This is a genomic window from Streptomyces sp. NPDC052043 (genome assembly GCF_044548235.1).
In the GTDB taxonomy this organism is placed as follows: domain Bacteria; phylum Actinomycetota; class Actinomycetes; order Streptomycetales; family Streptomycetaceae; genus Streptomyces.
This window is the reverse complement of record NZ_JBIUBT010000015.1, coordinates 34,504-55,242: the sequence shown is the minus strand read 5'-3', so window position 1 is coordinate 55,242 and position 20,739 is coordinate 34,504. Positions and strand designations below refer to the sequence as shown.

Here is a 20,739-nt window from a genome sequence, read left to right as displayed (position 1 = left end):
CGCGTTCCCCAAGGGGGGGACGAGGAGGAGGTGCAGCCACGGCCGCTCCAGTTGCTCAAGTGCTCAGGCGAGAACATCGGTATGACAAAAGGTACGCTAAACGTCAAATCAGACACGACCGAAGTACGCCTGCCGTCGGCACAACGGGTGGTGTGCCCCTACCAGTGCGTCCGGCCTGCGTCGCACCGTCGAGGTCGCCTTGCGCGCCACCTCTTGCGTGCTCCACCTGTGAAACGGAGCTGTTGCTCACCAGGTGCGGGCATGCTACAGCACGGCACTGGGGCGGCCCGCAGTCACTCGGACAGCAAGGTCCACACGGACTCGAACCACGACTGCATCGAGGTCGCGAAGACCGAGCCCGGCGAATCGGGGTTGTCGGCATCGCGCATGTGATGGGTGAGGGTCGCCCCGAGCCCCAGCACGTCGAGCGCCCTGATCTCCTCTCCGGTCTCGAGGACCACGGGCCGCTCGATCACCTCGTACGGCCCGAAGAGGACCTCCACGCTGTTGAGGACGTACAACTTGAAGGCCGGCGTCAGCGGTACGTGCCGGATCTGCACGTCCACGGCAGGCACCAGTTCCTCGGCCCGCAGCTCGCGCAGTACTTTCCGCAGCGAGTCCGTGTGCCGCTCGGTGATGGCGAGCAGACGGTGGTGCAGACGGGTGGCGTTCTCCTCGTCCATGGCCCTTGGGTAGGGCAGGGGCAACGACGTGGTCGGAAGGAGCATGCGCAGCGAGATGCTGCGGGGCTGGATGAACCCGCTCCGGATCCGCTCCGCCTGGAGCCTGATGTGGGTGTCCAGCGACTCGGACGTCAAGGTGTAGACGTCCAGGGTCACTTCCGGCTGCTCGAACGCCTCGCTGATGAGCGGACCCAGGCTCACCCCCCTGCGTGACCGGGTGGCCTTGGCCGTCGAGGACTGTATCCGCTGGTTCTTGACGACACGGGTGCCGCTCCCCTGCCGGGACTCGGTCCAGCCCTCGGTGGCCAGCTCCCGCAGCACCCGTTGCACGGTGTCCCGGGAGACCCCGAACTCCTCCGCGAGGTCGCGCTGCGAGGGCAGGAAGGAGCGCACCGGGTAGGTGCCGTCCACCATCCGGGCCCGCAGCTCCTCCGACACCCGGCGGAACTCCTTGCCGCCACCGTCACCCGCCCGTTCCTCACCCACAACCTGACGGTACCGCCGGCATCCCACCAGCAAACCGGCTTTTCGCCTCCTCCAGGAGTCATTTTGGCCTGCCGTGTTAATCGATCAGACCGGCAGGGGACATCCACTTCAAGGCAATCAGCCCAATTGGGCTACTAGTTGGCCAGCTCACTGGCGAATGGAAGGGTGGGTGGGGAACGTGGTCCAGCTGCAACTGCTCAGGGCCCTGGGGGAGTTCCTCCTGGCGCGCGAGGTACAGGCCCGGCTGGGCCTGGTGGGACTGGCTCTGCTGGCCGCCGTCACGGTGGGCGTACGGGGCCGCAGTACCCGGCTCGCGGTCGGCGCGGCCGTGGTCTTCACGCTCCTGATGACTCAGGCCTGAGCATCCGGAGGATCCGCAGTACCGGCTCGAGGGACTCCACGACCACGGTGGCGCCCGCCTCCCTGAGCAGCTTCTCCTTGCGGGCGTTGCGGGCGTAGCCGAGGAAGGGTACGCCCGCTCGTAGGGAGGCCTCGTGGTCCGAGGGGGTGTCGCCGATCATCAGGGCCCGCGCGGGGGAGACCCCGGTGGCGGTCAGGGCGCGGTTCAGGCAGTGCGGGTCGGGCTTGAGGTGTGACAGGTCCTGGGTGCGCCCGTAGACATGAGGGGCGAAGCAGTCGTCGAGGTCGCGGCGCGCGAGGTACTCGCGCGCCGCGAGGGGCGAGTTGTTGGTGGTGATGGCCAGACGTGCGCCCAGGGCCTTCCAGGTCCGTATCAGCGGGTCGGCGTAGGGGGTGGGCCGCGCGGAGTCGGCGGCCCGTCGCTCCTCCTGGGTCAGCCGCTCCTCCAGCTCCGTCACAAGGTCGCTGCCGGGGTGCCGGTGGTCCACGGCGCGCAGGACGACGTGCGGGTCCAGCAACTGCCGTTCGGAGCCGGTCAGCAGGCCGTGCAGGCCCCGGTCCTCAAGCCACCTCACGAGTTTGGTCGCCACCCGCTCCGCCGAGTGCCCGGCGAACAGTCGGCAGATCGGCCCGTCGAAGTCCCAGAGCACGACACGGGCACCCGTGATCAGGTTCCGCAGTTCCTCGGTCTCGTTCCCGGTCTCAGCTGTCACCGCTTCGGTCTGCGTCGCATCAGAAGTCACTAGGAGAGTGTCAGATCCGACGTGATGGTTTCCCAGAGGGCGTCGAACCACTTCTGCGATTCCGCCACGAACGCGGCGTCGCGCTGCCCGGTCGCCTTCTCGAAGGAGAACAGCAGGGACTCCGTGCCGAGAGCGTCGTACATGTCCAGCGTCCCGTCCTCGGCCCGCTCCTCCCGCCGGGTGATCATGTAGTACGCGATCAGCGCCTCCGCGCCGTTGACCAGGTACAGCTTGACCGGCGGGGTGAAGGGCAGCGCGCGGAAGGTCACGCGGACGTCGATGCCGTGGGTGGCGCGCAGGGCTTTGAGGTTGTGGCTCAGGACGTGTCCCTGGGCGTTGCGCTGGGCCAGCCAGCGCTGGTGGACCGGGTCGTCCTCGCTGGGCCGGTCCACCGAGATCGGGAAGGCCAGGTCGATGTTGCGGGACGGCAGCAGAATGCGCACGTCGATCGACTCGGGGCGCAGCCGTCCCTCGTGGATCAGACGCAGGGGCTCGCCGACGGCGACCATCAGGGTCTCGGCCGTGAGGCAGGCCGCGTCGATCCTGACCTGCCGGGCGGAGAAGGCCTCCACGAGCCGGGGCGCGAGGCCGACCATCGTCGGCTGCGGCTCCGCGCGGGCGGCGACGGGCGCGGCGACCCGCGGCGGGCTGCCCTTGGTGACGTTGCTGAGCAGGCCGTCCGCCTGGAGCACCCGCAGGGCCTGGCGCACGGCTCCGCGCTCCACCCCGAACTCCTCCGCGAGTTCGGCCTGGGTGGGCAGGCGGTCGCCCGGCCGGAGCTCGCCGGTGCGGATCCGTTCCCGCAGCGCCTCGGCGATCTCCTGGGGCGAGCTCCTTCTGCTGCCGTTCACGGCCACGCTCTCCTGGGTCACAACCAAACGCTACAACTTTGCCTCACCTGGCGGGAGTTGTTTGGAACTTGTTTAGGGATAACCGCCAAGTAGGGCCAACTGGAACAAGGTTGGTCACCAATCCGGCTGGGGTGGCGCTCCCCGCGGGAGGCGTCAGCCCGTCAGCAGCAGCTCCGAACTGATCGTCTCCCACAGCGCGTCGAACCACACGTGGGACTGCTCGACGAAGGTCGTGTCGCGCGGGTCGGCACCCTGCTCGAAGGCGAAGAGGATCGACCGGGTGCCCTCCGCGTCGTACAGCTCCAGGTGCTCGTGGTCGATCTCCTGCTCACGCCGCCGCAGCGTGTAGTACGCGAACAGCGCCTCCCTGTCGTTGAGCAGGTACAGCTTGACCGGCGGGGTGAAGGGCAGCGCGCGGAATCTCACGCGGACGTCGATGCCGTGGGTGGCGCGCAGGGCCAGCAGGTTGTGTTTGAGCACCTGGCCCTGGGCGTTGCGCTGGGCCAGCCAGCGCTGGTGGACCGGGTCGTCCTCGCTGGGCCGGTCCACCGAGATCGGGAAGGCCAGGTCGATGTTGCGGGACGGCAGCAGCACGCGGACGTCGACCTTGGCCGGTTTCAGTCGCCCGGCGTGGATCTGCCGCAACGGCTCGCCCATGGCCAGGGTGAGCGAGATCGCGGTCAGGCAGAGGGCGTCGATCTCCACGTGGGTGGCGTCGAAGGCGGCCTCGATACGGGGCGCGAGGGCGGCCGTGGTGGGCAGCGGCGGGGCGAAGGGGCCACCGGTCAGGGCCCCCGCCGGGTCGGCCGCGACGGTCGCCGGGCTCCCCCTGGAGACGTTGGTGAGCAGGCGCTCCGACTGGAGGACGCGCAGGGCCTGGCGCACGGCTCCGCGCTCGACGCCGAACTCCTCGGCCAGCTCGGCCTGGGTGGGCATGCGCTGGCCCGGCCGCAGCACCCCTGTCCTGATCCGGTGCCGCAGTTCGTCGGCCACCTCGCGGTGTGACCTCTGTGGCCGCTGTGACCTCTTCCGCCCATTGGCGGAGGCGTGTTCCGGGTCCACGCCCAAACGGTACAACTTCCCGCCATCTTCCGGCAGTTCGCGGGAAGATGGTTATGAGCCGCTTCCAAGCGGAGATAACAACAGTGGAGTTGGTAGCCAACTTGAGCGACCTGGCCAGACTTTCCAAGTGTTGGCCACCAGGTGACGGTTGGAGAACGTACGACCGTGCTCCCTTCCGGAGGGGAGCCGGGAGCTCGGTCGGCCGGCGCGCCAACGGGGAGCGGCAGCCGGTGATCCGGCACCGCACAGGCACAGGCACAGTCACAACTGAACAGCCGGCGCACAGCCGGCGGGTACGGCAGGCACAGTCACAACCGAACATGCCGCACAGCCACAACTGAAGACCGTCTGTACCGCCACAACTGAACAGCAAGCTACGGATGCGTCACACCTCTCACCCGTCACCGGCAGGAAGGAGCGCTCAGAACATGTCCGGGCACCAAGGCCGCCTGGACGTACGCAGCAGGGCGTCGGCCCCTCGGGCGGCGCCCGCTCGTTCTTCCCGGACCCGGCCCAGCGCGGCGAGCCGCACCGCCGACTCGTCGCCGAGCCACAGGGTCGCCAACTCCGCCACGTCCAGCGTCAGATCGGCGCTCTCGGTGGTCGGCGTACAGATCCCTCCGGCGGGCGACGCCTCGAGCCGCCAGCGCCCGCCGGCCAGTCCGGCCCGGTCCAGGACCTCCAGCACCAGCGTGCCCGTGCCCTCGTACGTCCGCGCCTCCAGGGCCCGTACGACGTCGAGGATCCGCACCCACAGCCAGTCCGCGTGCGTGGTGATCGTGGCGGCGCGCGGGTCCGGCAGGAAGAGGGGGAGCAGGTCGTCGGGGGCCCGCCAGCCGCTTTTGACCTTCGTGATCCAGTCGATCGAGCACAGGTACAGCCACAGGGCGCGCTCGGCGGCCGGGGTCACCGCGATCAGGTTCCTCACCGTGGCCGTGTTCAGCGGCTGCTTGGCGTCCGACCAGGTCTCGTCGCAGTGGTACGCCGCCAGTCCCTCGACCGTGCCGTCCGCGGCGCGGTAGACGGCGTGGAAACGGTCGGTCCACCGGCTGGGGTCCGGGCGCAGTGCGCCGGTGCTGACCTGCCACCAGCGGTCGGAGCGGTCGATCGCGCCGGGCTGGGCGCGGCGCAGCCGCTCGTGCAGCTCCGGGCCGAGCTTGCGTACGTCGTCGGCGTCCACGAGGTCGACCCGGCCGCCGTCGTCCGGTCCCGCCCAGCGGGGGTCGAGGCCGGCCCGGGGCACGTCGATCGCCCACTCGGTCATCCAGGTGGCCGGGCCGAAGCCGTAACGGCCGTAGATCGGGTACTCGGCGGCGATCAGGGTCGCCACGACGTCACCGCGCTCCTTCGCGGCCGCCAGGTCCTGGGTCATCATCCGGGTCAGCAGACCGCGGCGGCGGTGGGTGGCGGAGACGGTCACGTTGGATATGGCGTCGGCGGAAACGGTCGCGCCGCCGACGGCCGTGAGTTCCTGCGGGAAGGACCGGAACGTCGCCACGCACCGGCCGCCGTCGAAGGCGCCGAGGGTGCGGGACGGCTCGATGTACGTGCGCCCGTCGGCGATCGCGGCCTCGGAGTCACCGGGGTGACGCAGGAAACCGGTGTTCAGGGCGCGGATCCAGTCGGGGATCTCGGCGTCGGTGATGGGACGTACGTCGATGGCGGGGCCGGCGGCAGTCATGGGCCGACAGTAGGCGGGCCGGGGACGGAATGTCGCGGTGTTTTCCCTCGTCCCCGCGCCCGTCCCGCCCTCGCCCTCGCCGCCCCCGCTCCCCTCCCGAACCCGCTCCGCGGTCCCGCCGTCCACGCCGGCTCCCGGGGTCTCCGCGGCCGCCGCGACCTCCGCGACCTCCGCGACCTCCGCGTCAGACGAGCAGGTCGTCGACCTGTGCTTCCCCTTCGCGGTATCTGCGGGCGATCTCCGTGCCGCAGCCGTCGGCCGTGCGCTGCAACTGCTGCCGCCGACCCGACACCTGCTGCTCGTACCGCACCAGCCGCCCCATGGCCGCGCCCAACTCCCGGTCGGTACGCGCCTCGAGGTCCGACAACTCGACCTCGGCGAGCATCTGGGCGGCCAGCCGGCTGTACTCCTCCCCGTGCGGTGTGCCGAGCGTCACATGCCGGGCGGAGGAGCGCTGCCGGGCGGGCGCGTCCTTGAGGATCTCCGCGAGCCGCTCGACGACGGACCCCTGCTCGGGCGCGGGCACCTGCCCGGCGCCCAGGACGGACTCCGGCCCGCGCCGGGCCAGCTCCGCGCGCAGGATGTCGATCCGCCCCTGGAGCAGCCGCCGTACGTAGCTCAGGTCGGCCTCGTCCCGCTGCGCCTTCCGGCGCAGGGCGCGCAGCTCGGGCAGGCTCAGCACGCTCAGGTCGGGATGCCGGGCGTACCCCGTGCTGGACGAGCTGGGCTCGGGGTCCACAGCGGGCGGCCCGAGGCTGTCGACGCGCTGCACGGGCGGCCGGTGGACCTCGGCGACGTCCGCGCGGATCGGCGAGGCCGCCGCCGGGTGCCGCTCGGTACTCGATGTGCTCATGGCGCCTCAACCGTCCCCTCGACCGGCGCGTACGACAGCATCGTGCCACCCTGGGTGGCCAGTATGTGACCGAGTGCCCCCGATCAGCCCCGGATGGGGGGTTACGGGGCAGAAAGAAGCACGATATGGCCCCGGGGCGGCACCCGGACGGCCGAGGGGCATCATGGTCGGCATGCGTGCAGTGGTGCAGAGGGTGGACGGCGCGAGCGTCGTCGTGGACGGCGAGACGGTGGGGGCCATCGAGGGCGAGGGGCTGTGCGTCCTCGTCGGGGTCACCCACGAGGACACCAAGGAGAAGGCGGCGCAGCTGGCCCGCAAGCTCTGGTCGATCCGCATGCTGCACGACGAGAGGTCGTGCAGCGACACCGGCGCCCCGCTCCTGGTCATCAGCCAGTTCACGCTGTACGGCGACGCCCGCAAGGGCCGCCGCCCCACCTGGAACGCGGCCGCGCCCGGCGAGGTCGCCGAGCCGCTGGTGGAGGAGGTGGTCGCGCAGCTGCGCTCCCTGGGCGCGACGGTCGCGACGGGCCGGTTCGGGGCGCGGATGCGGGTGTCGCTGACGAACGACGGCCCGTTCACGGTCCTGCTGGAGATGTGAGCCCGGGCCTGCCGGAACGTGCGCCGGAGCCGGAGCCCCGGGGGCTACGGCTCCACGACCACTTCCTGCGCGGCCGCCGTCTCGCCCGCCATCAGCCGTGCGTCCACCGGGACGTTCCGCTTGACCAGGGCGAGCGCGACCGGGCCGAGCTCGTAGTGCCGTACGGACGTGGTGATGAAGCCGATCCTGCGGCCGTCCGGGCCCTCGTCGGCGAGGCGGATCTCCGTGCCGGGCGTCGGCAGGTGCACCTCGCTTCCGTCCAGGTGCAGGAAGACCAGGCGGCGCGGCGGCTTGCCCAGGTTCTGCACCCGGGCCACGGTCTCCTGACCGCGGTAGCAACCCTTCTGAAGGTGCACCGCCGTGCCGATCCAGCCCAGCTCGTGCGGGATGGTGCGGTGGTCGGTCTCGAAGCCGAGCCGGGGCCGGTGCTGCTCGACACGCAGCGCCTCGTGGGCGAGGATGCCGGCCGGCGGGCCGGCCTGGCCCGCATAGGACTCCAGGTCCGCGCGAGGCAGGAAGAGATCGCGGCCGTAGGCGGTCTCCCGCACGACGACCCCCTCGGGTGCTTCGGCGATCGAACCGGCCGGCAGGTGCACGACGGCGAAGTCGGCGGTCCGGTCGGCGACCTCGGCCCGGTAGAAGAACTTCATCGACTCCAGGTAGGCGATCAGCGCCTCCTGGGTGCCGGGTTCCACATGGGCCCAGACCGTCTCGCCGTCGTCGACCAGGTAGAGCGCGTGCTCGATGTGGCCGTGCGCGGACAGGATCAGCGCCTCGGTGGCCTGGCCGGGCGGCAGCTCGCTGACGTGCTGGGTGAGCAGCAGGTGCAGCCAGCTCAGCCGGTCCTCGCCGGAGACGGTGACGACACCGCGGTGCGAGAGGTCGACGCATCCGGTGCCGTCCGCGAGGGCGCGCTGCTCGCGGAACAGGTCGCCGTAGTGGGCGGCGACGCCTTCGTCCACGCCCTCGGCCGGGACGGCGCCGGGCAGGGACAGCAGGGGGCTCTTCATGAACACAAGCCTACGACTCAGTACTTGGACCCCGGTCGGCCGAGGCGCCCGAAGCCGTCGCGGCCTTGCGCGCGCAGTCCGCGCACCGCCCGAAGATCGCGAAGTGCTTCATGTCCGTGTCGAAGCCGAACTGCTCCCGCAGCTTGGCGGTGAACTCGGCCGCCACCGACAGGTCCGCCTCGATGACGTTCGTGCAGTCCCGGCAGACCAGGTGGATGTGATGGTGCCGGTCCGCCAGGTGGTAGGTCGGCGCGCCGTGCCCCAGATGGGCGTGGCTGACCAGCCCGAGCTCCTCCAGGAGCTCCAGGGTTCGGTACACGGTGGAGATGTTCACCCCCGACGCGGTCTTGCGCACCTCGCCGAGGATGTCATCGGGTGTCGCGTGCTCCAGGCTGTCGACGGCTTCGAGCACGAGTTGCCGCTGCGGGGTCAGCCGGTAGCCGCGCTGCCGCAGATCGCTCTTCCAGTCGATGCTCACCACGCCCCAAGTCTAGGACGGTGACCCGGCCGGGCTCACTCGAAGAACCCGGCTCACTTGAAGAAGGCGATGCCGTCGTCCGGGAGGTCGTCCGGGAGGGCCTTGGCCCAGCGCTCGACCTGTTCGGGGGTGACGACCTTCTTCAGGTGGGCCGACATGTAGGGGCGCAGCTCGACCTCGGGGGTCTGCTTCTCGCCGACCCACATCAGGTCGCTCTTGACGTAGCCGTACAGCCGCTTGCCGCCGGTGTAGGGGCGGGAGGCGGCGGTCCGGGCGACCGCGTCGGTGGCCAGCTCGATCTGCGGCTTCTTGTGGGCCAGCTCGCCGTACCAGATCTCGATGACGCCGTCGTCGCGGGTCATCGTGACCTCGACCTTGCGGTCGGCGTCGATCCGCCAGAAGCCGGACTCGGACTCCAGCGGCTTCACCTTGTTGCCGTCGTTGTCCAGCACCCAGGTGTGGGACCGGTACTCCAGGAAGTCCCGGCCGTCGTGGGTGAACGTGACCTCCTGGCCGAAGTTGCACTTCTCCGCGCCCGGGAAGTCGTGCACGCCGGCACCGGCCCAGTCGCCGAGCAGGAAGGCGAGGGGGACCAGGTCCTTGTGGAGGTCGGACGGGATCTCGATCATGAGCAGCCGTTCCTGAATGTCGTCGTCAGCGCTGGCCCTGGTACAGCTTCTTCACGGTCAGGTAGGCGAAGGCGAGAACGCCGACGCAGACCAGGACCAGCAGGGTTTCGAAGAAGATCTCCACGGGGTGCTCCTCGGTTGAGCAGGTGCGGTACGTGCACAGGGCCGGACCCCAGCTTAGTCGGCCGGGGTCCGGCCCTCTTGGCGAGGTGCGCCCCCGGCCTCAGGCGAGCAGTTCGCTCTGCAGCATGACCGTCTGCTGGAAGGGAACGGAAGCAGTGGTGCCCTTACGGGACTGGACGATCACCGCGAGGGTGTCGCCCGCCGTCAAGTACGCCTGCCGTACCTGTTCGGCGCCGTAGGGCTTGGCCTCGGTATAGGCGTAGTACCGGATGTCCTGGAGTTGGGCCTTGAGCGGAAAGTCCTCGTCGTCGACGGGCGTCTCGGCTCCGCGTATCTGGTAGCGCGGGCTGTCGTACGAGACGAGCGCCTCGCCGTAGGTGACCATGTTGTCCACCAGCGCGGCACTGTTGAACTGGAGCAGGTAGATCCGCGTGTGCGTGCCGTCCTGGGTGGTCCAGCCGCGGGCGGCGATGTGCCGCAGGCCGTGATCGGTCAGCCTCTGCCCGAACTCCTTCCGTTCGTCCTTCAGCGTGTACTCGGCGAGGAAGTCCTTCGTCTGAAGCCAGCCGTCGGTGCCGCGCAGGGTTCTGTCCTCACGGGCCCCCGTGGGCGCGGGCAGCACTAGAGCGCGCAGGTCGGCGTAGTGTGTCCCGGCCATGTTGGACTCGGCCAGCGGAGGGGGGCTGCCGGACGGCAGCGGAGGCCGGACGAACTGCGGGTAGTCCCAGCGGCCGTCCGAGGCGGTCGCGAGGCCGGGGATGTCCGTGCGCTCCATGCCGGTGATGCCGTTCGCCGTTCCCGCCCCGGCCACCGCGAACACGACGACGGCCGCGGTCCAGCGCAGTACGGCCCGCAGGCGCCGCCGGCTTCCACCACCGGGCGGTGGCCCCGGGAGGACGGTGACGGCCGGCGGCACGTCCGGCGTCGGGGGGATGTCCGGCATCGGCGGTGCGGCCGCCGGCTGCGGCGCCGCGGCCTCAGGTGCCTGCTGCTGCTCGGTCATACGGCCTTCCCCGGGTCCTTGATGCGGTCGAGCTGGTCGCGGAGCAACCGGGCCACACCCTTCTTGTCCAGCGGCTTGACCCCGTACGCGGTAGCGCTGACCAGGACATCGCCCTCGTAGGCGGAACAGATCATGCGCTCGAGCTTCGCGCCGGATTCCATGGGCGGCAGGAAGCAGCGGGCGTTCGGGTGGCCCTCGATCCTGGGTCCCACCCGGAAGACCTTCATAGCGGTGAGGAACTCCTGCTGAATGGTGGCGATGGAGCGCACCGCACCACGGTTCTCCATCCGGGAGAGCACGATCTCGACACCGAAGGCGGCGTCGGCCTCGTACTCGCTGCTGCTGCCCGGGCTCTCGAGGCTGAGGTAGCTGCGCATCACCATGCCCGTGATGTGCTGCTTGTCGATCTGCTTCTCCACCAACAGCCGCTGGGAGCGGGGCAGGACGCTCAGCGGCTCCTTGCGCAGCGCGGTGGCCTGGGCGCCGCTCAGCTCGGCGTCGGCGCCGTACTCGCCCATGTCCGGGCCGCGCCCGTATCCGCTCGTGCCGTAGGGGAGCAGCATCCCCTTCAGGCCGGTGGCCTCGGGCTGGTGTCCGTCCGCCGCCGGCTTGGGCAGACGCCAGACGGGTGCGCCGGGATCGTGGTCCGCATTGCGTACGGTGACCACGGTGAAGCCGGTGCCGCTGACGAGCGCGGCGAGCAGCACGACGCATCCGGCGACCAGCCCGACGCGGCGGCGCCGGGCGGGCTTCACGGCCGCCTCCGGCTGCGGCCCCGGCGAGGGCGCGGCAGGCTCCGGCTCCGGCTCCGGCTCCGGCTCCGGCTCCGGCTCCGGCTCCGGCTCCAACGAGGGCGCGGTCGTGGGAGGCTCCGGTTCCAGCGCAGGCGCGGTCTGCGCCGTGGGTCCGGCCGGTGCGGGCTCGTCGGCCGGAGCGGCCGGATCCATGCTCGGGTACTCGCTCACAGCCGCCCCACCTGCCGCTCGGCCAGGCTCATGATCTCCTTCTTGGATACGGGCTTGGTGTCGTAGATGTAGATGTCCATCGCGATGTCGCCGCGCCAGGCGTGCGCCTCGGCCACGTACGTCGGCAAGTAGCCCGGATTCCGGTTGGGTGTGCTGGTCACGTACACCCTGCCGTCGCCCGTGCCGGGGAGGGGCCAGCCGTCGTTGCCCGAGTCGTGCTGCGCCCAGTACCGCGAGCCCTCGGCCTGGTCCGCGGCGCCCACCTGCTCCTCCTGGCGGTACTGCACGAGCTGGATCTCGACGTGGTGCGTGTCGGTGGTCAGCCACGCGGCCACCGCGGCACGGCGGAACTCACTGCCGACCTGAGACCCGAAGGCGTCGTCCGGTTCCTCGAAGATGCGCGCGTACTCGGCAAGGTCCAGCCAGCCCCGACCGCCCGGCAGGTCGGCGTTGTCCCGTGCCCCGCTCGGCCGCGGGACCAGCAGCTTGCGCAGGTCGCCGTCGGTACGCACGCGCCGGTCCTGCGCCGCCGACAACGGCTCCACCTCGCCCTTGGCCTGCTTCACGACCGGCTGGGACAGCGGCGGCAGCGGCGTCGGCGTACGGCCGGCCTGGACGACATAACCGGTGCACGTGCCGGCGACGACGCCCAGCACGGCGGCGGTGGCGACGAGCAGTGCGGTACGGCCGCGACGGCGGGCGCGCGGTGCGCCGGGCGCCGGCTCCTGGATCTCGGGTGCTTCTTCGGGTCTTTCCGGTACTTCCAAGACGTCCCCCCCACGAGAACGGGAAGCGCGCCTTCCGTATGCGCGCTCTCAGAAGACTCATGGGTGATGCAAGGAGTTGTAAAGATCTTTATTACGATCGAGGCATGGCGAAGAAGCTCGTGATCAAGGTGACGGCGGGGGCGGACGCCCCTGAGCGGTGCTCGCAGGCGTTCAACGTCGCGGCGGTGGCCGTGGCGAGCGGGGTCGACGTCTCCCTGTGGCTGACCGGGGAGTCCTCGTGGTTCGCGCTGCCGGGTCGGGCCGCCGAGTTCGAACTGCCGCACGCCGCGCCGCTGCCCGAGCTGATCGACTCGATCCTGGCGGCCGGCCGGATCACGCTGTGCACCCAGTGCGCGGCGCGGCGCGAGATCACCGAGCAGGACGTGATCGAGGGCGTGCGGATCGCGGGCTCGCAGGTCTTCGTCCAGGAGGCCCTCGGGGACGAGACGCAGGCGCTCGTCTACTGAGGCGCCCCGCGGCGAGGTCGGTGTGCGGCGGAGGTCAACGCCGCTTCTTGCCGTCCAGCTCGTCCCACCACTCGTCGGACTTGGGATCGCCGGACGGGTCGTCCCACCAGCGGTCCTCGGGCCCGCGCCGGTTGGCGACCATGGCGGCGACCGGCGGGATCACCATGGCGACCAGGCACATGCCGACGGCCGCGGGGACCGACCAGATGCGCACGACGCCCCAGGCCAGGACGAACAGCCCGATGCAGACGGCCATCATGGCGAAGTAGACGTGCCGACGTCGCGCGTACATACCTCAAGGGTAGGTCCGCACGGGCACGCCGTGCCGGGGCGAGAACGCCGGCAAGCACGCCGAAAGGGCCGCACCCCGGGTGTCCAACCCGTGGGGTGCGGCCCTTCGGCCGTGCGTTGCTCCGACCGCTCAGACCGCGATCGCGACCTCCGCGAGGCCACCCTGCTGGGCGACGACCGTGCGGTCGGCGGTGGCGCCGGGGACGAGGGCGCGGACGGTCCAGGTGCCCTCGGCCGCGTAGAACCGGAACTGGCCCGTGGCGGAGGTGGGGACCTCCGCGGTGAACTCGCCGGTCGAGTCCAGCAGACGGACGTAGCCCGTCACCGGCTCGCCGTCGCGGGTCACCTGACCCTGGATCGTCGTCTCACCGGGCTTGATCGTCGAGGCGTCCGGGCCGCCGGCCTTCGCTCCACACATGTGCTTCTCCAGAGGTTCGATGAGGTCGAAACGGTCTGAACCGTCGTGCTTACTTGCCGGCGCCGAGCTCGATCGGCACGCCCACCAGGGAGCCGTACTCGGTCCAGGAGCCGTCGTAGTTCTTGACGTTCGGGACTTCGAGCAGCTCGTGCAGGACGAACCAGGTCAGCGCGGAGCGCTCACCGATGCGGCACAGGGCGATGGTGTCCTTCGCCAGGTCGACCTGCTCGGCCTCGTAGAGGGCCTTGAGGTCCTCGTCCGACTTGAAGGTGCCGTCGTCGTTGGCGTTCTTGGACCACGGGATGTTCCGGGAGGTCGGCACGTGGCCGGGGCGCTGCGACTGCTCCTGCGGCAGGTGGGCCGGGGCGAGCAGCTTGCCGGAGAACTCGTCGGGCGACCGGACGTCGACGATGTTCAGCTTGCCGATCGCCGCCACGACCTCGTCGCGGAACGCGCGGATGGAGCTGTCCTGCGGCTTGGCCCGGTACGCGGTCCTGGCACGCTCGGGCACGTCGGTGCCGTCGACCAGCTCGCGGGCGTCCAGCTCCCACTTCTTGCGGCCGCCGTCGAGGAGCTTGACGTTCTCGTGGCCGTACAGCTTGAAGTACCAGTAGGCGTACGAGGCGAACCAGTTGTTGTTGCCGCCGTAGAGGATCACCGTGTGGTCGTTGGCGATGCCCTTCTCCGACAGGAGCTTCTCGAAGCCGGCCTGGTCGACGAAGTCGCGGCGGACCGGGTCCTGGAGGTCCTGGGTCCAGTCGATCCGGATGGCGTTCTTGATGTGGTTCTTGTCGTACGCGGACGTGTCCTCGTCCACCTCGACGATGGCGATGCTCGGGTCGTCCAGGTGCTCCTGGACCCAGTCGGCGTCGACCAGGACGTCGCTGCGGCTCATGCTCAATCTCCTCCGGGGCAGGTACGGCGGGGTGTGCGAGTGCGAGGGGGCACACGGGTACGCGTTCGGGTGCCGGCGTACAGGGCGTGCGGGCGGGCCCCGGGTCGTTACGGGGCGCAGGGACGCGGGAGAGGGCTCCCGCTCAGGAAAGGCGACAGAGCATGGCGGCAACGCGGCACAGGTCCACTGCCCGCCGCTTCGTGAGATCCGCCTGTCGCTGCATGGGGTCGATCGTAGGGAGGGAGGGGCGGGCGTGTCACCGGCATGCCGAATGCTGAGACATGATCGTCCGATGTGTGGGATGGATGGAGCGCCCGGACCGTCGCCGTACGACCTCCGGGCGCTCGCGCCCGCTCCCGGCCGCGCGGCGCATCTGCGGTGCGGACGAGGACGTCTCGCCAGTCGGACAACTCCTCGTCCACCGCGTGGCTACCCGGCCAGTTTGACGTCCGAACCCTTCAGCGTGATCTCGACGCCGTCCGCGGCCGCCCGGACCGAGTCCAGCTCGATCCCGGTGGGGAGCCGGTCGATCGCCTGCTGGAAGTCCGTGATCGACCGGACCGGGCCCTCGGGGAGCCGCACGCCACCGACCACGGGCAGGGAGTCGGCGCGCACCTCCACCTTGTGGCCCCGCACAGCGGCCGAGCTGCGCAGGGAGACGCGCTGCTTGACACCCAGCGCCGAGACCTCGACCTCGACCTTGATCTTGCCGTCGCCGCCGTCGGACAGGCCGACCACCCGGGCGGTGAGGCCGGGGGCGACCTTGGCGGAGTCGGACTTCGCGGCCTTGAGCAGTTCGTCGTAGGCGATGGTGGCGGTGCCGGTGGCGGTGGCGGCGGTGGCGGAGCGGTAGTCGCCGGAGAACCGCACGCCCTTCAGGTCCGCCGTGAAGCCGTCGACACGGATCTTCCGCGCGCCGTTGCCGGTGGCCACCTCGTAATCCCTGACGCCGACCTCGACGTCGTCCAGCTCGCCGCTCGCCAGCTGGGTCAGGAAGGGGAAGCCCTTGATGGACACGTCGGGGGTGCTCGCCAGGTTCTCGGCCGACTTCAGCCGGTCGGCCGCCTGCCCCTGCGCCAGATGGACCGCGACGCGATCGACCACCGCGAACAGCACGCCCACGACCACGACGAAGATCAGAAGTATTCGCAGCGCGCGCACCTGGTGATCTCCTCGGCTCGGCGATCCGACGACCGGAGGGCCGTCAGGCGCGAGCGTATCCCGGCCGGGCGGCCCGGCCGGGAAACTGTCGATCACCTGTGACAGACGCCCCGGCCCCCGTCGTGCACCGGTTCGTCGGCGTGCACGGCGTGTACCGGGTCGTCGGTGTGTACCCGGTCGTCAGCCCCGTACGAGGGGGACGTCGACCCGGGCGGCGAGTTCGTCGAAGGTGAGGCCGGCGAGGTCCCGGACGACGACCGCGCCGCCGTCGCGGGCCGGCGCCAGGTCGAAGGTCGCGACATCGGTGTAGACCCGGCCGACGCAGCCGACGCCGGTGAGCGGATAGGTGCACGACCCGACCAGCTTCGACTCGCCGCTCCTGGTGAACAGCGACATCATCACCCAGATCTGCTTGGCGCCGATCGCCAGGTCCATGGCGCCGCCCACGGCCGGGATGGCGTCCGGCTCACCGGTGTGCCAGTTGGCCAGATCGCCGTTCGCGGCCACCTGGAACGCGCCGAGCACGCACACGTCGAGGTGTCCGCCGCGCATCATCGCGAAGGAGTCGGCGTGGTGGAAGTAGGCCGCACCGGGCAGTTCGGTGACCGGGATCTTGCCGGCGTTGGTGAGGTCGGGGTCGATCGCGTCGCCGGTCGCCGCCGGGCCCATGTTGAGCATGCCGTTCTCGGTGTGCAGCACGATCCCGGCGTCGGACGCCAGGTGGTCGGCGACCAGCGTGGGCTGCCCGATGCCCAGGTTCACGTAGGAACCGCGCGGGATGTCGGCGGCGATGGCCGCGGCGATCGCCTGACGGTCACGGGGTTCGCTGGTGGTGCTCGTGGTCATGCCCGCTCCTCCGGTACGACGCGGTCTACGTAGATGCTCGGGGTGACGACGGACTCCGGGTCGAGCCCGCCGACCGGGACGACACGGTTCACCTGCGCGATCACCGTGCGCGCCGCCGTCGCCATCACGGGACCGAAGTTGCGGGCGGTCTTGCGGTAGACGAGGTTGCCCATCGTGTCGGAGACGTGCGCGCCGATCAGCGCGACATCCCCCTTGATCGGGTACTCGAGGACGTAGGTACGCCCGTCGATCTCCCGGGTCTCCTTGCCCTCCGCGAGCGGCGTGCCGACGGCGGTGGGGCAGAAGAACGCGCCGATTCCGGCGCCCGCGGCACGCATCCGCTCGGCGAGGTTGCCCTGCGGCACGACCTCGAGCTTGATCCGGCCGGCGCGGTAGAGGCCGTCGAAGACCCACGAGTCGGACTGCCGCGGGAAGGAGCAGACCACCTTGCGCACCCGTCCGGCGGCGAGCAGCGCCGCCAGGCCGGTGTCACCGTTGCCCGCGTTGTTCGAGACGACGGTCAGGTCGGTGGCGCCCTGCCGGATGAGCGCGTCGATGAGCCGCACCGGCATGCCGGCCATGCCGAAGCCGCCGACCAGAACGGTCGAGCCGTCCGCGATGTCGGCGACGGCCTCGTCGTACGAGTCCAGGATGGTCGCGCTCACTTGGTGGCCTCCACGTTCTCCAGAACCACGGCGAGGGCCTGGCCCACACCGATGCAGACGGCGGCGACGCCCCAGTGCTCACCGGACTCGGCGAGCCGTGCGGCAAGGGTCCCGACGAGCCGGCCGCCCGACGCTCCCAGCGGGTGGCCGAGCGAGATGGCCCCGCCCTTCGTGTTGACGATCTCCGGGTCGATCCCCCAGGCGTCCACACACGCCAGCGACTGCACCGCGAACGCCTCGTTGAGCTCGACCGCGGCGACGTCGTCCCAGGTGATACCGGCGCGGCGCAGCGCGCGCCGCGCCGCCTCGACCGGCGCGAAGCCGAAGTCCTGCGGGTCGAGGGCGAAGGCCGCGCGACCGGCGACCCGGGCCAGCGGCGCCACCCCCAGCAGGCCGGCGGCAGCCTCCGAGCCGACCAGCATGGCCGAGGCGCCGTCGCTGAGCGGGCTGGCGTTGCCGGCCGTGATCGTGCCGCCCTGCTCGACGGAGCGGAACGCGGTCCTGAGACCGGCCAGCTTCTCGGTGGTGGTGCCCGGGCGGAGGCTCTCGTCGCGTTCGAGGTCGGCACCGTCGACGGGCACCACGAGGTCGTCGTAGAACCCGGCGTCCCAGGCGGCGGCCGCGAGCCGGTGCGAGCGCGCGGCGAACTCGTCCTGCCGCAGCCGCGAGATCGCGAACCGCTCCCGCAGCTGCTCGTTGCAGTCACCGAGGGACGCCGTCCACTCGGCGGGCATCCGGGGGTTGACCAGACGCCAGCCGAGCGTCGTCGAGAACGCGGTGGCGTTCGCGGCGGGGAACGCCTTCTCGGGCTTGGGCAGCACCCAGGGCGCGCGGGTCATCGACTCGACGCCGCCGGCGGCCACCACGACGGCGTCGCCGGACTCGATCGCGCGCGAGGCCTGGATGAGGGCCTCGAGCGAGGAGCCGCAGAGGCGGTTGACGGTGGAGGCGGGCACCGAGGTCGGCAGCCCGGCCAGCAGCACCGCCATCCGGCCGACGTTGCGGTTGTCCTCACCGGCCTGGTTGGCGCAGCCCAGGATGACGTCGTCGACGCGCTCGGGGTCGAGGTCCGGGGCCTTGGCAAGCGCGCCCGCGAGCGCGGTCGCGGCCAGGTCGTCGGGGCGGGAGCCGGCCAGGGCGCCGCCGAAGCGGCCGAACGGGGTGCGGGCGGTGGTGTATACGAAGCTCGTCGTCACATCCGCAACGGTAGGCAGGCCGGATTGATGCGGTCCAATACTTGATTGAACCGCATTGATAAGGCTGCTCGACTATATTTGGGGGTCATGGAGATCCGGCACCTGCGGTCGTTCCTGGTCCTGGCCGAGGAGCGTCACTTCGGCCGTGCGGCGCAGCGCCTGCACATCGCGCAACCGGCGCTCTCCCAGCAGCTCAAGACGCTCGAGCGCGAGGTCGGGACGACGCTCCTGGACCGCTCCACCCGCCATGTCGACCTCACCGAGGCCGGGCGCCTGCTCCAGGACCGCGCGGGGCAGATCATCGCCGCCCTGGAACGGACCCGCACGGAACTGGACCTGCTCACCGCCGGCCGGGCCGGCAGCGTCCGCCTCGGATTCGTCGGCACCGCGACCTACGACGTGCTCCCCCTGGTCGCCCAGCGTCTTCGGGCCGAGCTTCCCGCCGTCCACCTCGACCTGCGCGGCGAACTCCTGGGTCCCGACCTGTTGGACGCCGTCCGGGAGGGCACGCTCGACCTCGCCGTGCTGCGGACCTCGGCCGCGCCGGGCGGCGGCCTCGTCATCCACCACCTGCGCGACGAGCCGCTCGTGGCGGTGCTGCCGGCCGGCCACCGGCTGGCCGGCTCGTCCGCGGTCGACCTGGCCGCGTTCGCGGACGAGGTCTTCGTGACCCATCCGGCCGGACACCGCTCGACGATGCAACCGCGTGTGCTCGAAGCCTGCCGCCGCGCCGGCTTCGAACCTGCCGACGTCGTCGAGGTCAGCGAGACCGGGACGCTGGTCGTCTTCGTCGCGGCCGGCATGGGTGTGGCCCTGGTACCCGAGTCCGTGCGCTCCCTGCGCCTGGACGGCGTCGTGTACGTCCCGCTCACCGGTGCGCCCGAGTTCGCTCCCCTCGCCCTCGCCCGGCGCGCCGAGGCCTCCCCCGTCGTCCGCCGCGTGGCCGACGTCGTGCGGTCGGTGGTCTCGAACTGACCGACGCGCCCGGCCGTCGCCTGCTCGTCGCCCGGTCCCCCCGAGGGGCCCTCACGAGCCGCCTCGCTCCGGGCGCGTCGGCAACCGGTCCTAGCCCAGCGCGCGTCCCAGCACCCACACCGCCGGCGCCGCGGCCGACAGCGGCAGGGCGACGCCGGCCGTGAAGTGCACGAAGCGCGAGGGGTAGTCGTAGCTGGCCGCGCGGTGTCCGACCAGCGCGCACACCGCGGCGCCCGCGCCGAGCAGCGCGCCCTTGGCACCCAGGTCCGTCATGCCGCCGACCGCGACGCCCGCGACCGCCGCCGCGAGCAGCGCGACGGCCACCGAGGCCGGCGTGGGCAGCGGGAGCGCCCGCGCCAGGACGGCCACCGCGACCGCCACCGCGCCGACCGCGACCGCGTCCGGCGGGGCGGCCAGATAGCCGGTCGCCACGATCGCCAGCGCCGCCGCGGCGACGGTCGCCATCAGGCCGTACATCCGCTCGTCCGGGTCCGCGTGGGAACGCAGCTGGAGGACGAGGGAGAGCAGCACCCACACCCCGAGCGTGCCCAGGATCGCGGCGGGCGCGTGTTCGCGGCCCGCGGCGAGCACCACCACGTCCGCGGCGAGCGCGCCCGCGAAGCCGAGGGCGATGCCCTGCCGGGCGGGCCACATGCCGTTCAGCCGGAACCAGCCCGCGGCCGTCACGCCCTGGAGCACGACCAGCGGCAGGAGCAGCCCGTAGACGCCGAGTTCCGCCGCACCGGCCAGCAGCAGGCCCAGCAGCGCCGTGAGCGCGGCCGGCTGCATTCCGGGCTCGATGATCGGCGAACGTCCCTCGGCCCGGGCCCGCTGCGCGTCGGTGACCCGGGCGTTGCCGGCAACGGTCGCTGGGCCGTAGTCGGGCCCGTCCCCGGCGGGGTCGGCCGCCGTCGCGGCGGCGGCCGGGGCGGCGGCCTGCGGCTGCGGCGCGTGCTGCCCCACCGGGGGCAGGTACGCCGTCTCCGCGGCGGCGGACGGGGCCGGAGCCTGCGGCTGCTGCTGCTGCGACTGCGACGCGTAGGAAGGCGCCTGCCCACCATGACCCCCGCCGCCCTGGACCCCGGCACCCTGGACCCCGTGGGCCGCGACCGGCCCCTGGTGTCCCACCGGGGGCAGGTACGCCGTCTCGGCGGCGACGGCTGGAGGCCGGACGTGCGTCTGGCTGTCCCAGGTCTGCCCCTGCCACTGCTGCGTGTACGGCTCGGCCGCGTGCGGGTCCCCGTACGCCTGCTGCTGCCCGGGCCACGCCTGCGACTCGCCGTGCGGGTGGGCCTGCTGCGCGGCGGGCGCCTGCGGCTGCGCGTGCGGGTACGGCTGCTGTGCCGCGGGCGCCTGCGGGTACGGCTGCTGGGGGTACGGCTGCTGCGCGGCGGGCGCCTGCGGCTGGGCCTGCGGGTACGGCTGTTGCGCGGCGGGCTGCTGGGGGTACTGCCCCGCGTACGGGTCGTACCCGCTGTAGGGGTTGTCGTACGGAGACCCGGGGGACCCCTCATACGGCCGGTCGGTCATGCG

The 20,739-nt window shown here is 71.5% G+C and carries 25 protein-coding genes; 4 read left to right on the top strand and 21 right to left on the bottom strand.

Annotated features, from left to right (window positions below):
• Window positions 1-293: 293 nt before the first annotated feature.
• Window positions 294-1,169 carry a winged helix-turn-helix domain-containing protein gene (locus ACIHCX_RS31070; protein ID WP_400035347.1) on the bottom strand — a complete coding sequence of 292 codons (876 nt, stop codon included), beginning with the start codon at window positions 1,167-1,169 and terminating at the stop codon, window positions 294-296.
• A gap of 169 nt (window positions 1,170-1,338) precedes the next feature.
• Between ACIHCX_RS31070 and ACIHCX_RS31065 the strand changes: the two genes are divergently transcribed.
• Window positions 1,339-1,530 (top strand): hypothetical protein, encoded by a 192-nt coding sequence (locus ACIHCX_RS31065; protein ID WP_400035345.1) that lies wholly within the window; start codon window positions 1,339-1,341, stop codon window positions 1,528-1,530.
• Here ACIHCX_RS31065 and ACIHCX_RS31060 read toward each other — a convergent pair.
• The 5 genes from ACIHCX_RS31060 to ACIHCX_RS31040 all read right to left on the bottom strand — a co-directional run bounded on the left by ACIHCX_RS31060 (window position 1,505) and on the right by ACIHCX_RS31040 (window position 6,719).
• Window positions 1,505-2,242, bottom strand: a complete 738-nt coding sequence (locus ACIHCX_RS31060) for an HAD family hydrolase (RefSeq protein ID WP_400035343.1) — start codon at window positions 2,240-2,242, stop codon at window positions 1,505-1,507. The genes ACIHCX_RS31065 and ACIHCX_RS31060 overlap by 26 nt on opposite strands.
• Window positions 2,243-2,271: 29 nt before the next feature.
• Complete coding sequence (locus ACIHCX_RS31055) at window positions 2,272-3,150, bottom strand: winged helix-turn-helix domain-containing protein (RefSeq protein ID WP_400035341.1); 879 nt, start codon at window positions 3,148-3,150, stop codon at window positions 2,272-2,274.
• Between the two features lie 126 nt (window positions 3,151-3,276).
• The gene (locus ACIHCX_RS31050; protein ID WP_400035339.1) at window positions 3,277-4,191 is read right to left on the bottom strand and encodes a winged helix-turn-helix domain-containing protein; all 915 of its coding nucleotides are present in this window, start codon (window positions 4,189-4,191) and stop codon (window positions 3,277-3,279) included.
• A gap of 415 nt (window positions 4,192-4,606) precedes the next feature.
• Window positions 4,607-5,866, bottom strand: a complete 1,260-nt coding sequence (locus ACIHCX_RS31045; protein ID WP_400035337.1) for a GNAT family N-acetyltransferase — start codon at window positions 5,864-5,866, stop codon at window positions 4,607-4,609.
• Between the two features lie 184 nt (window positions 5,867-6,050).
• Window positions 6,051-6,719: an AmfC protein gene (locus tag ACIHCX_RS31040; protein ID WP_400035335.1), complete on the bottom strand. Its 669-nt coding sequence runs from the start codon at window positions 6,717-6,719 to the stop codon at window positions 6,051-6,053.
• Window positions 6,720-6,891: 172 nt separating this feature from the next.
• On the opposite strand from ACIHCX_RS31040, the gene dtd reads away from it, so the two are divergent.
• Window positions 6,892-7,317: a D-aminoacyl-tRNA deacylase gene (dtd, locus tag ACIHCX_RS31035; RefSeq protein WP_086728435.1), complete on the top strand. Its 426-nt coding sequence runs from the start codon at window positions 6,892-6,894 to the stop codon at window positions 7,315-7,317.
• A gap of 44 nt (window positions 7,318-7,361) precedes the next feature.
• Here the strand turns inward: dtd and ACIHCX_RS31030 are convergent, their stop codons facing one another.
• The 6 genes from ACIHCX_RS31030 to ACIHCX_RS31005 form a co-directional block, all read right to left on the bottom strand.
• Complete coding sequence (locus ACIHCX_RS31030) at window positions 7,362-8,327, bottom strand: YgfZ/GcvT domain-containing protein (RefSeq protein ID WP_400035332.1); 966 nt, start codon at window positions 8,325-8,327, stop codon at window positions 7,362-7,364.
• A gap of 10 nt (window positions 8,328-8,337) precedes the next feature.
• Window positions 8,338-8,808, bottom strand: a complete 471-nt coding sequence (locus tag ACIHCX_RS31025) for a Fur family transcriptional regulator (protein WP_400035330.1) — start codon at window positions 8,806-8,808, stop codon at window positions 8,338-8,340.
• Window positions 8,809-8,858: 50 nt separating this feature from the next.
• Window positions 8,859-9,434, bottom strand: coding sequence for an FABP family protein (locus ACIHCX_RS31020; protein WP_400035328.1), 576 nt, complete (start codon window positions 9,432-9,434; stop codon window positions 8,859-8,861).
• 223 nt (window positions 9,435-9,657) lie between these two features.
• Window positions 9,658-10,560, bottom strand: coding sequence for a hypothetical protein (locus ACIHCX_RS31015; protein ID WP_400035326.1), 903 nt, complete (start codon window positions 10,558-10,560; stop codon window positions 9,658-9,660).
• A complete protein-coding gene (locus ACIHCX_RS31010) occupies window positions 10,557-11,525 on the bottom strand; it encodes a hypothetical protein (RefSeq protein ID WP_400035324.1) in 969 nt (322 codons plus the stop codon). Before ACIHCX_RS31010 ends, ACIHCX_RS31015 begins: the two co-directional genes overlap by 4 nt.
• Window positions 11,522-12,292: a hypothetical protein gene (locus ACIHCX_RS31005; protein WP_400035322.1), complete on the bottom strand. Its 771-nt coding sequence runs from the start codon at window positions 12,290-12,292 to the stop codon at window positions 11,522-11,524. Before ACIHCX_RS31005 ends, ACIHCX_RS31010 begins: the two co-directional genes overlap by 4 nt.
• A 104-nt stretch (window positions 12,293-12,396) precedes the next feature.
• On the opposite strand from ACIHCX_RS31005, the gene ACIHCX_RS31000 reads away from it, so the two are divergent.
• On the top strand, window positions 12,397-12,759 hold the full coding sequence (locus tag ACIHCX_RS31000) for a DsrE family protein (RefSeq protein ID WP_400035320.1): 363 nt from the start codon (window positions 12,397-12,399) through the stop codon (window positions 12,757-12,759).
• Window positions 12,760-12,793: 34 nt separating this feature from the next.
• Here the strand turns inward: ACIHCX_RS31000 and ACIHCX_RS30995 are convergent, their stop codons facing one another.
• The 8 genes from ACIHCX_RS30995 to ACIHCX_RS30960 all read right to left on the bottom strand — a co-directional run bounded on the left by ACIHCX_RS30995 (window position 12,794) and on the right by ACIHCX_RS30960 (window position 18,231).
• Window positions 12,794-13,051 carry a DUF3099 domain-containing protein gene (locus ACIHCX_RS30995; protein ID WP_400035318.1) on the bottom strand — a complete coding sequence of 86 codons (258 nt, stop codon included), beginning with the start codon at window positions 13,049-13,051 and terminating at the stop codon, window positions 12,794-12,796.
• Between the two features lie 129 nt (window positions 13,052-13,180).
• Window positions 13,181-13,468, bottom strand: a complete 288-nt coding sequence (locus ACIHCX_RS30990) for a DUF1416 domain-containing protein (protein ID WP_010351646.1) — start codon at window positions 13,466-13,468, stop codon at window positions 13,181-13,183.
• 49 nt (window positions 13,469-13,517) lie between these two features.
• Window positions 13,518-14,363 (bottom strand): sulfurtransferase, encoded by an 846-nt coding sequence (locus ACIHCX_RS30985; RefSeq protein WP_400035316.1) that lies wholly within the window; start codon window positions 14,361-14,363, stop codon window positions 13,518-13,520.
• Between the two features lie 142 nt (window positions 14,364-14,505).
• Window positions 14,506-14,586, bottom strand: coding sequence for an Ms5788A family Cys-rich leader peptide (locus ACIHCX_RS30980; RefSeq protein ID WP_400035584.1), 81 nt, complete (start codon window positions 14,584-14,586; stop codon window positions 14,506-14,508).
• A gap of 206 nt (window positions 14,587-14,792) precedes the next feature.
• Complete coding sequence (locus ACIHCX_RS30975; RefSeq protein ID WP_400035314.1) at window positions 14,793-15,524, bottom strand: DUF2993 domain-containing protein; 732 nt, start codon at window positions 15,522-15,524, stop codon at window positions 14,793-14,795.
• A 180-nt stretch (window positions 15,525-15,704) separates the two neighbouring features.
• On the bottom strand, window positions 15,705-16,370 hold the full coding sequence (locus tag ACIHCX_RS30970) for a 3-oxoacid CoA-transferase subunit B (protein ID WP_400035312.1): 666 nt from the start codon (window positions 16,368-16,370) through the stop codon (window positions 15,705-15,707).
• Window positions 16,367-17,035, bottom strand: a complete 669-nt coding sequence (locus ACIHCX_RS30965; protein ID WP_400035310.1) for a 3-oxoacid CoA-transferase subunit A — start codon at window positions 17,033-17,035, stop codon at window positions 16,367-16,369. Before ACIHCX_RS30965 ends, ACIHCX_RS30970 begins: the two co-directional genes overlap by 4 nt.
• The gene (locus ACIHCX_RS30960) at window positions 17,032-18,231 is read right to left on the bottom strand and encodes a thiolase family protein (RefSeq protein WP_400035308.1); all 1,200 of its coding nucleotides are present in this window, start codon (window positions 18,229-18,231) and stop codon (window positions 17,032-17,034) included. The genes ACIHCX_RS30965 and ACIHCX_RS30960 overlap by 4 nt, the downstream gene beginning before the upstream one ends.
• A gap of 87 nt (window positions 18,232-18,318) precedes the next feature.
• Between ACIHCX_RS30960 and ACIHCX_RS30955 the strand changes: the two genes are divergently transcribed.
• Window positions 18,319-19,206 (top strand): LysR family transcriptional regulator, encoded by an 888-nt coding sequence (locus tag ACIHCX_RS30955; protein ID WP_400035306.1) that lies wholly within the window; start codon window positions 18,319-18,321, stop codon window positions 19,204-19,206.
• Window positions 19,207-19,296: 90 nt separating this feature from the next.
• On the opposite strand, the gene ACIHCX_RS30950 is transcribed toward ACIHCX_RS30955, so the two are convergent.
• Window positions 19,297-20,736 carry a hypothetical protein gene (locus tag ACIHCX_RS30950; RefSeq protein WP_400035304.1) on the bottom strand — a complete coding sequence of 480 codons (1,440 nt, stop codon included), beginning with the start codon at window positions 20,734-20,736 and terminating at the stop codon, window positions 19,297-19,299.
• Between the last annotated feature and the right edge of the window lie 3 nt (window positions 20,737-20,739).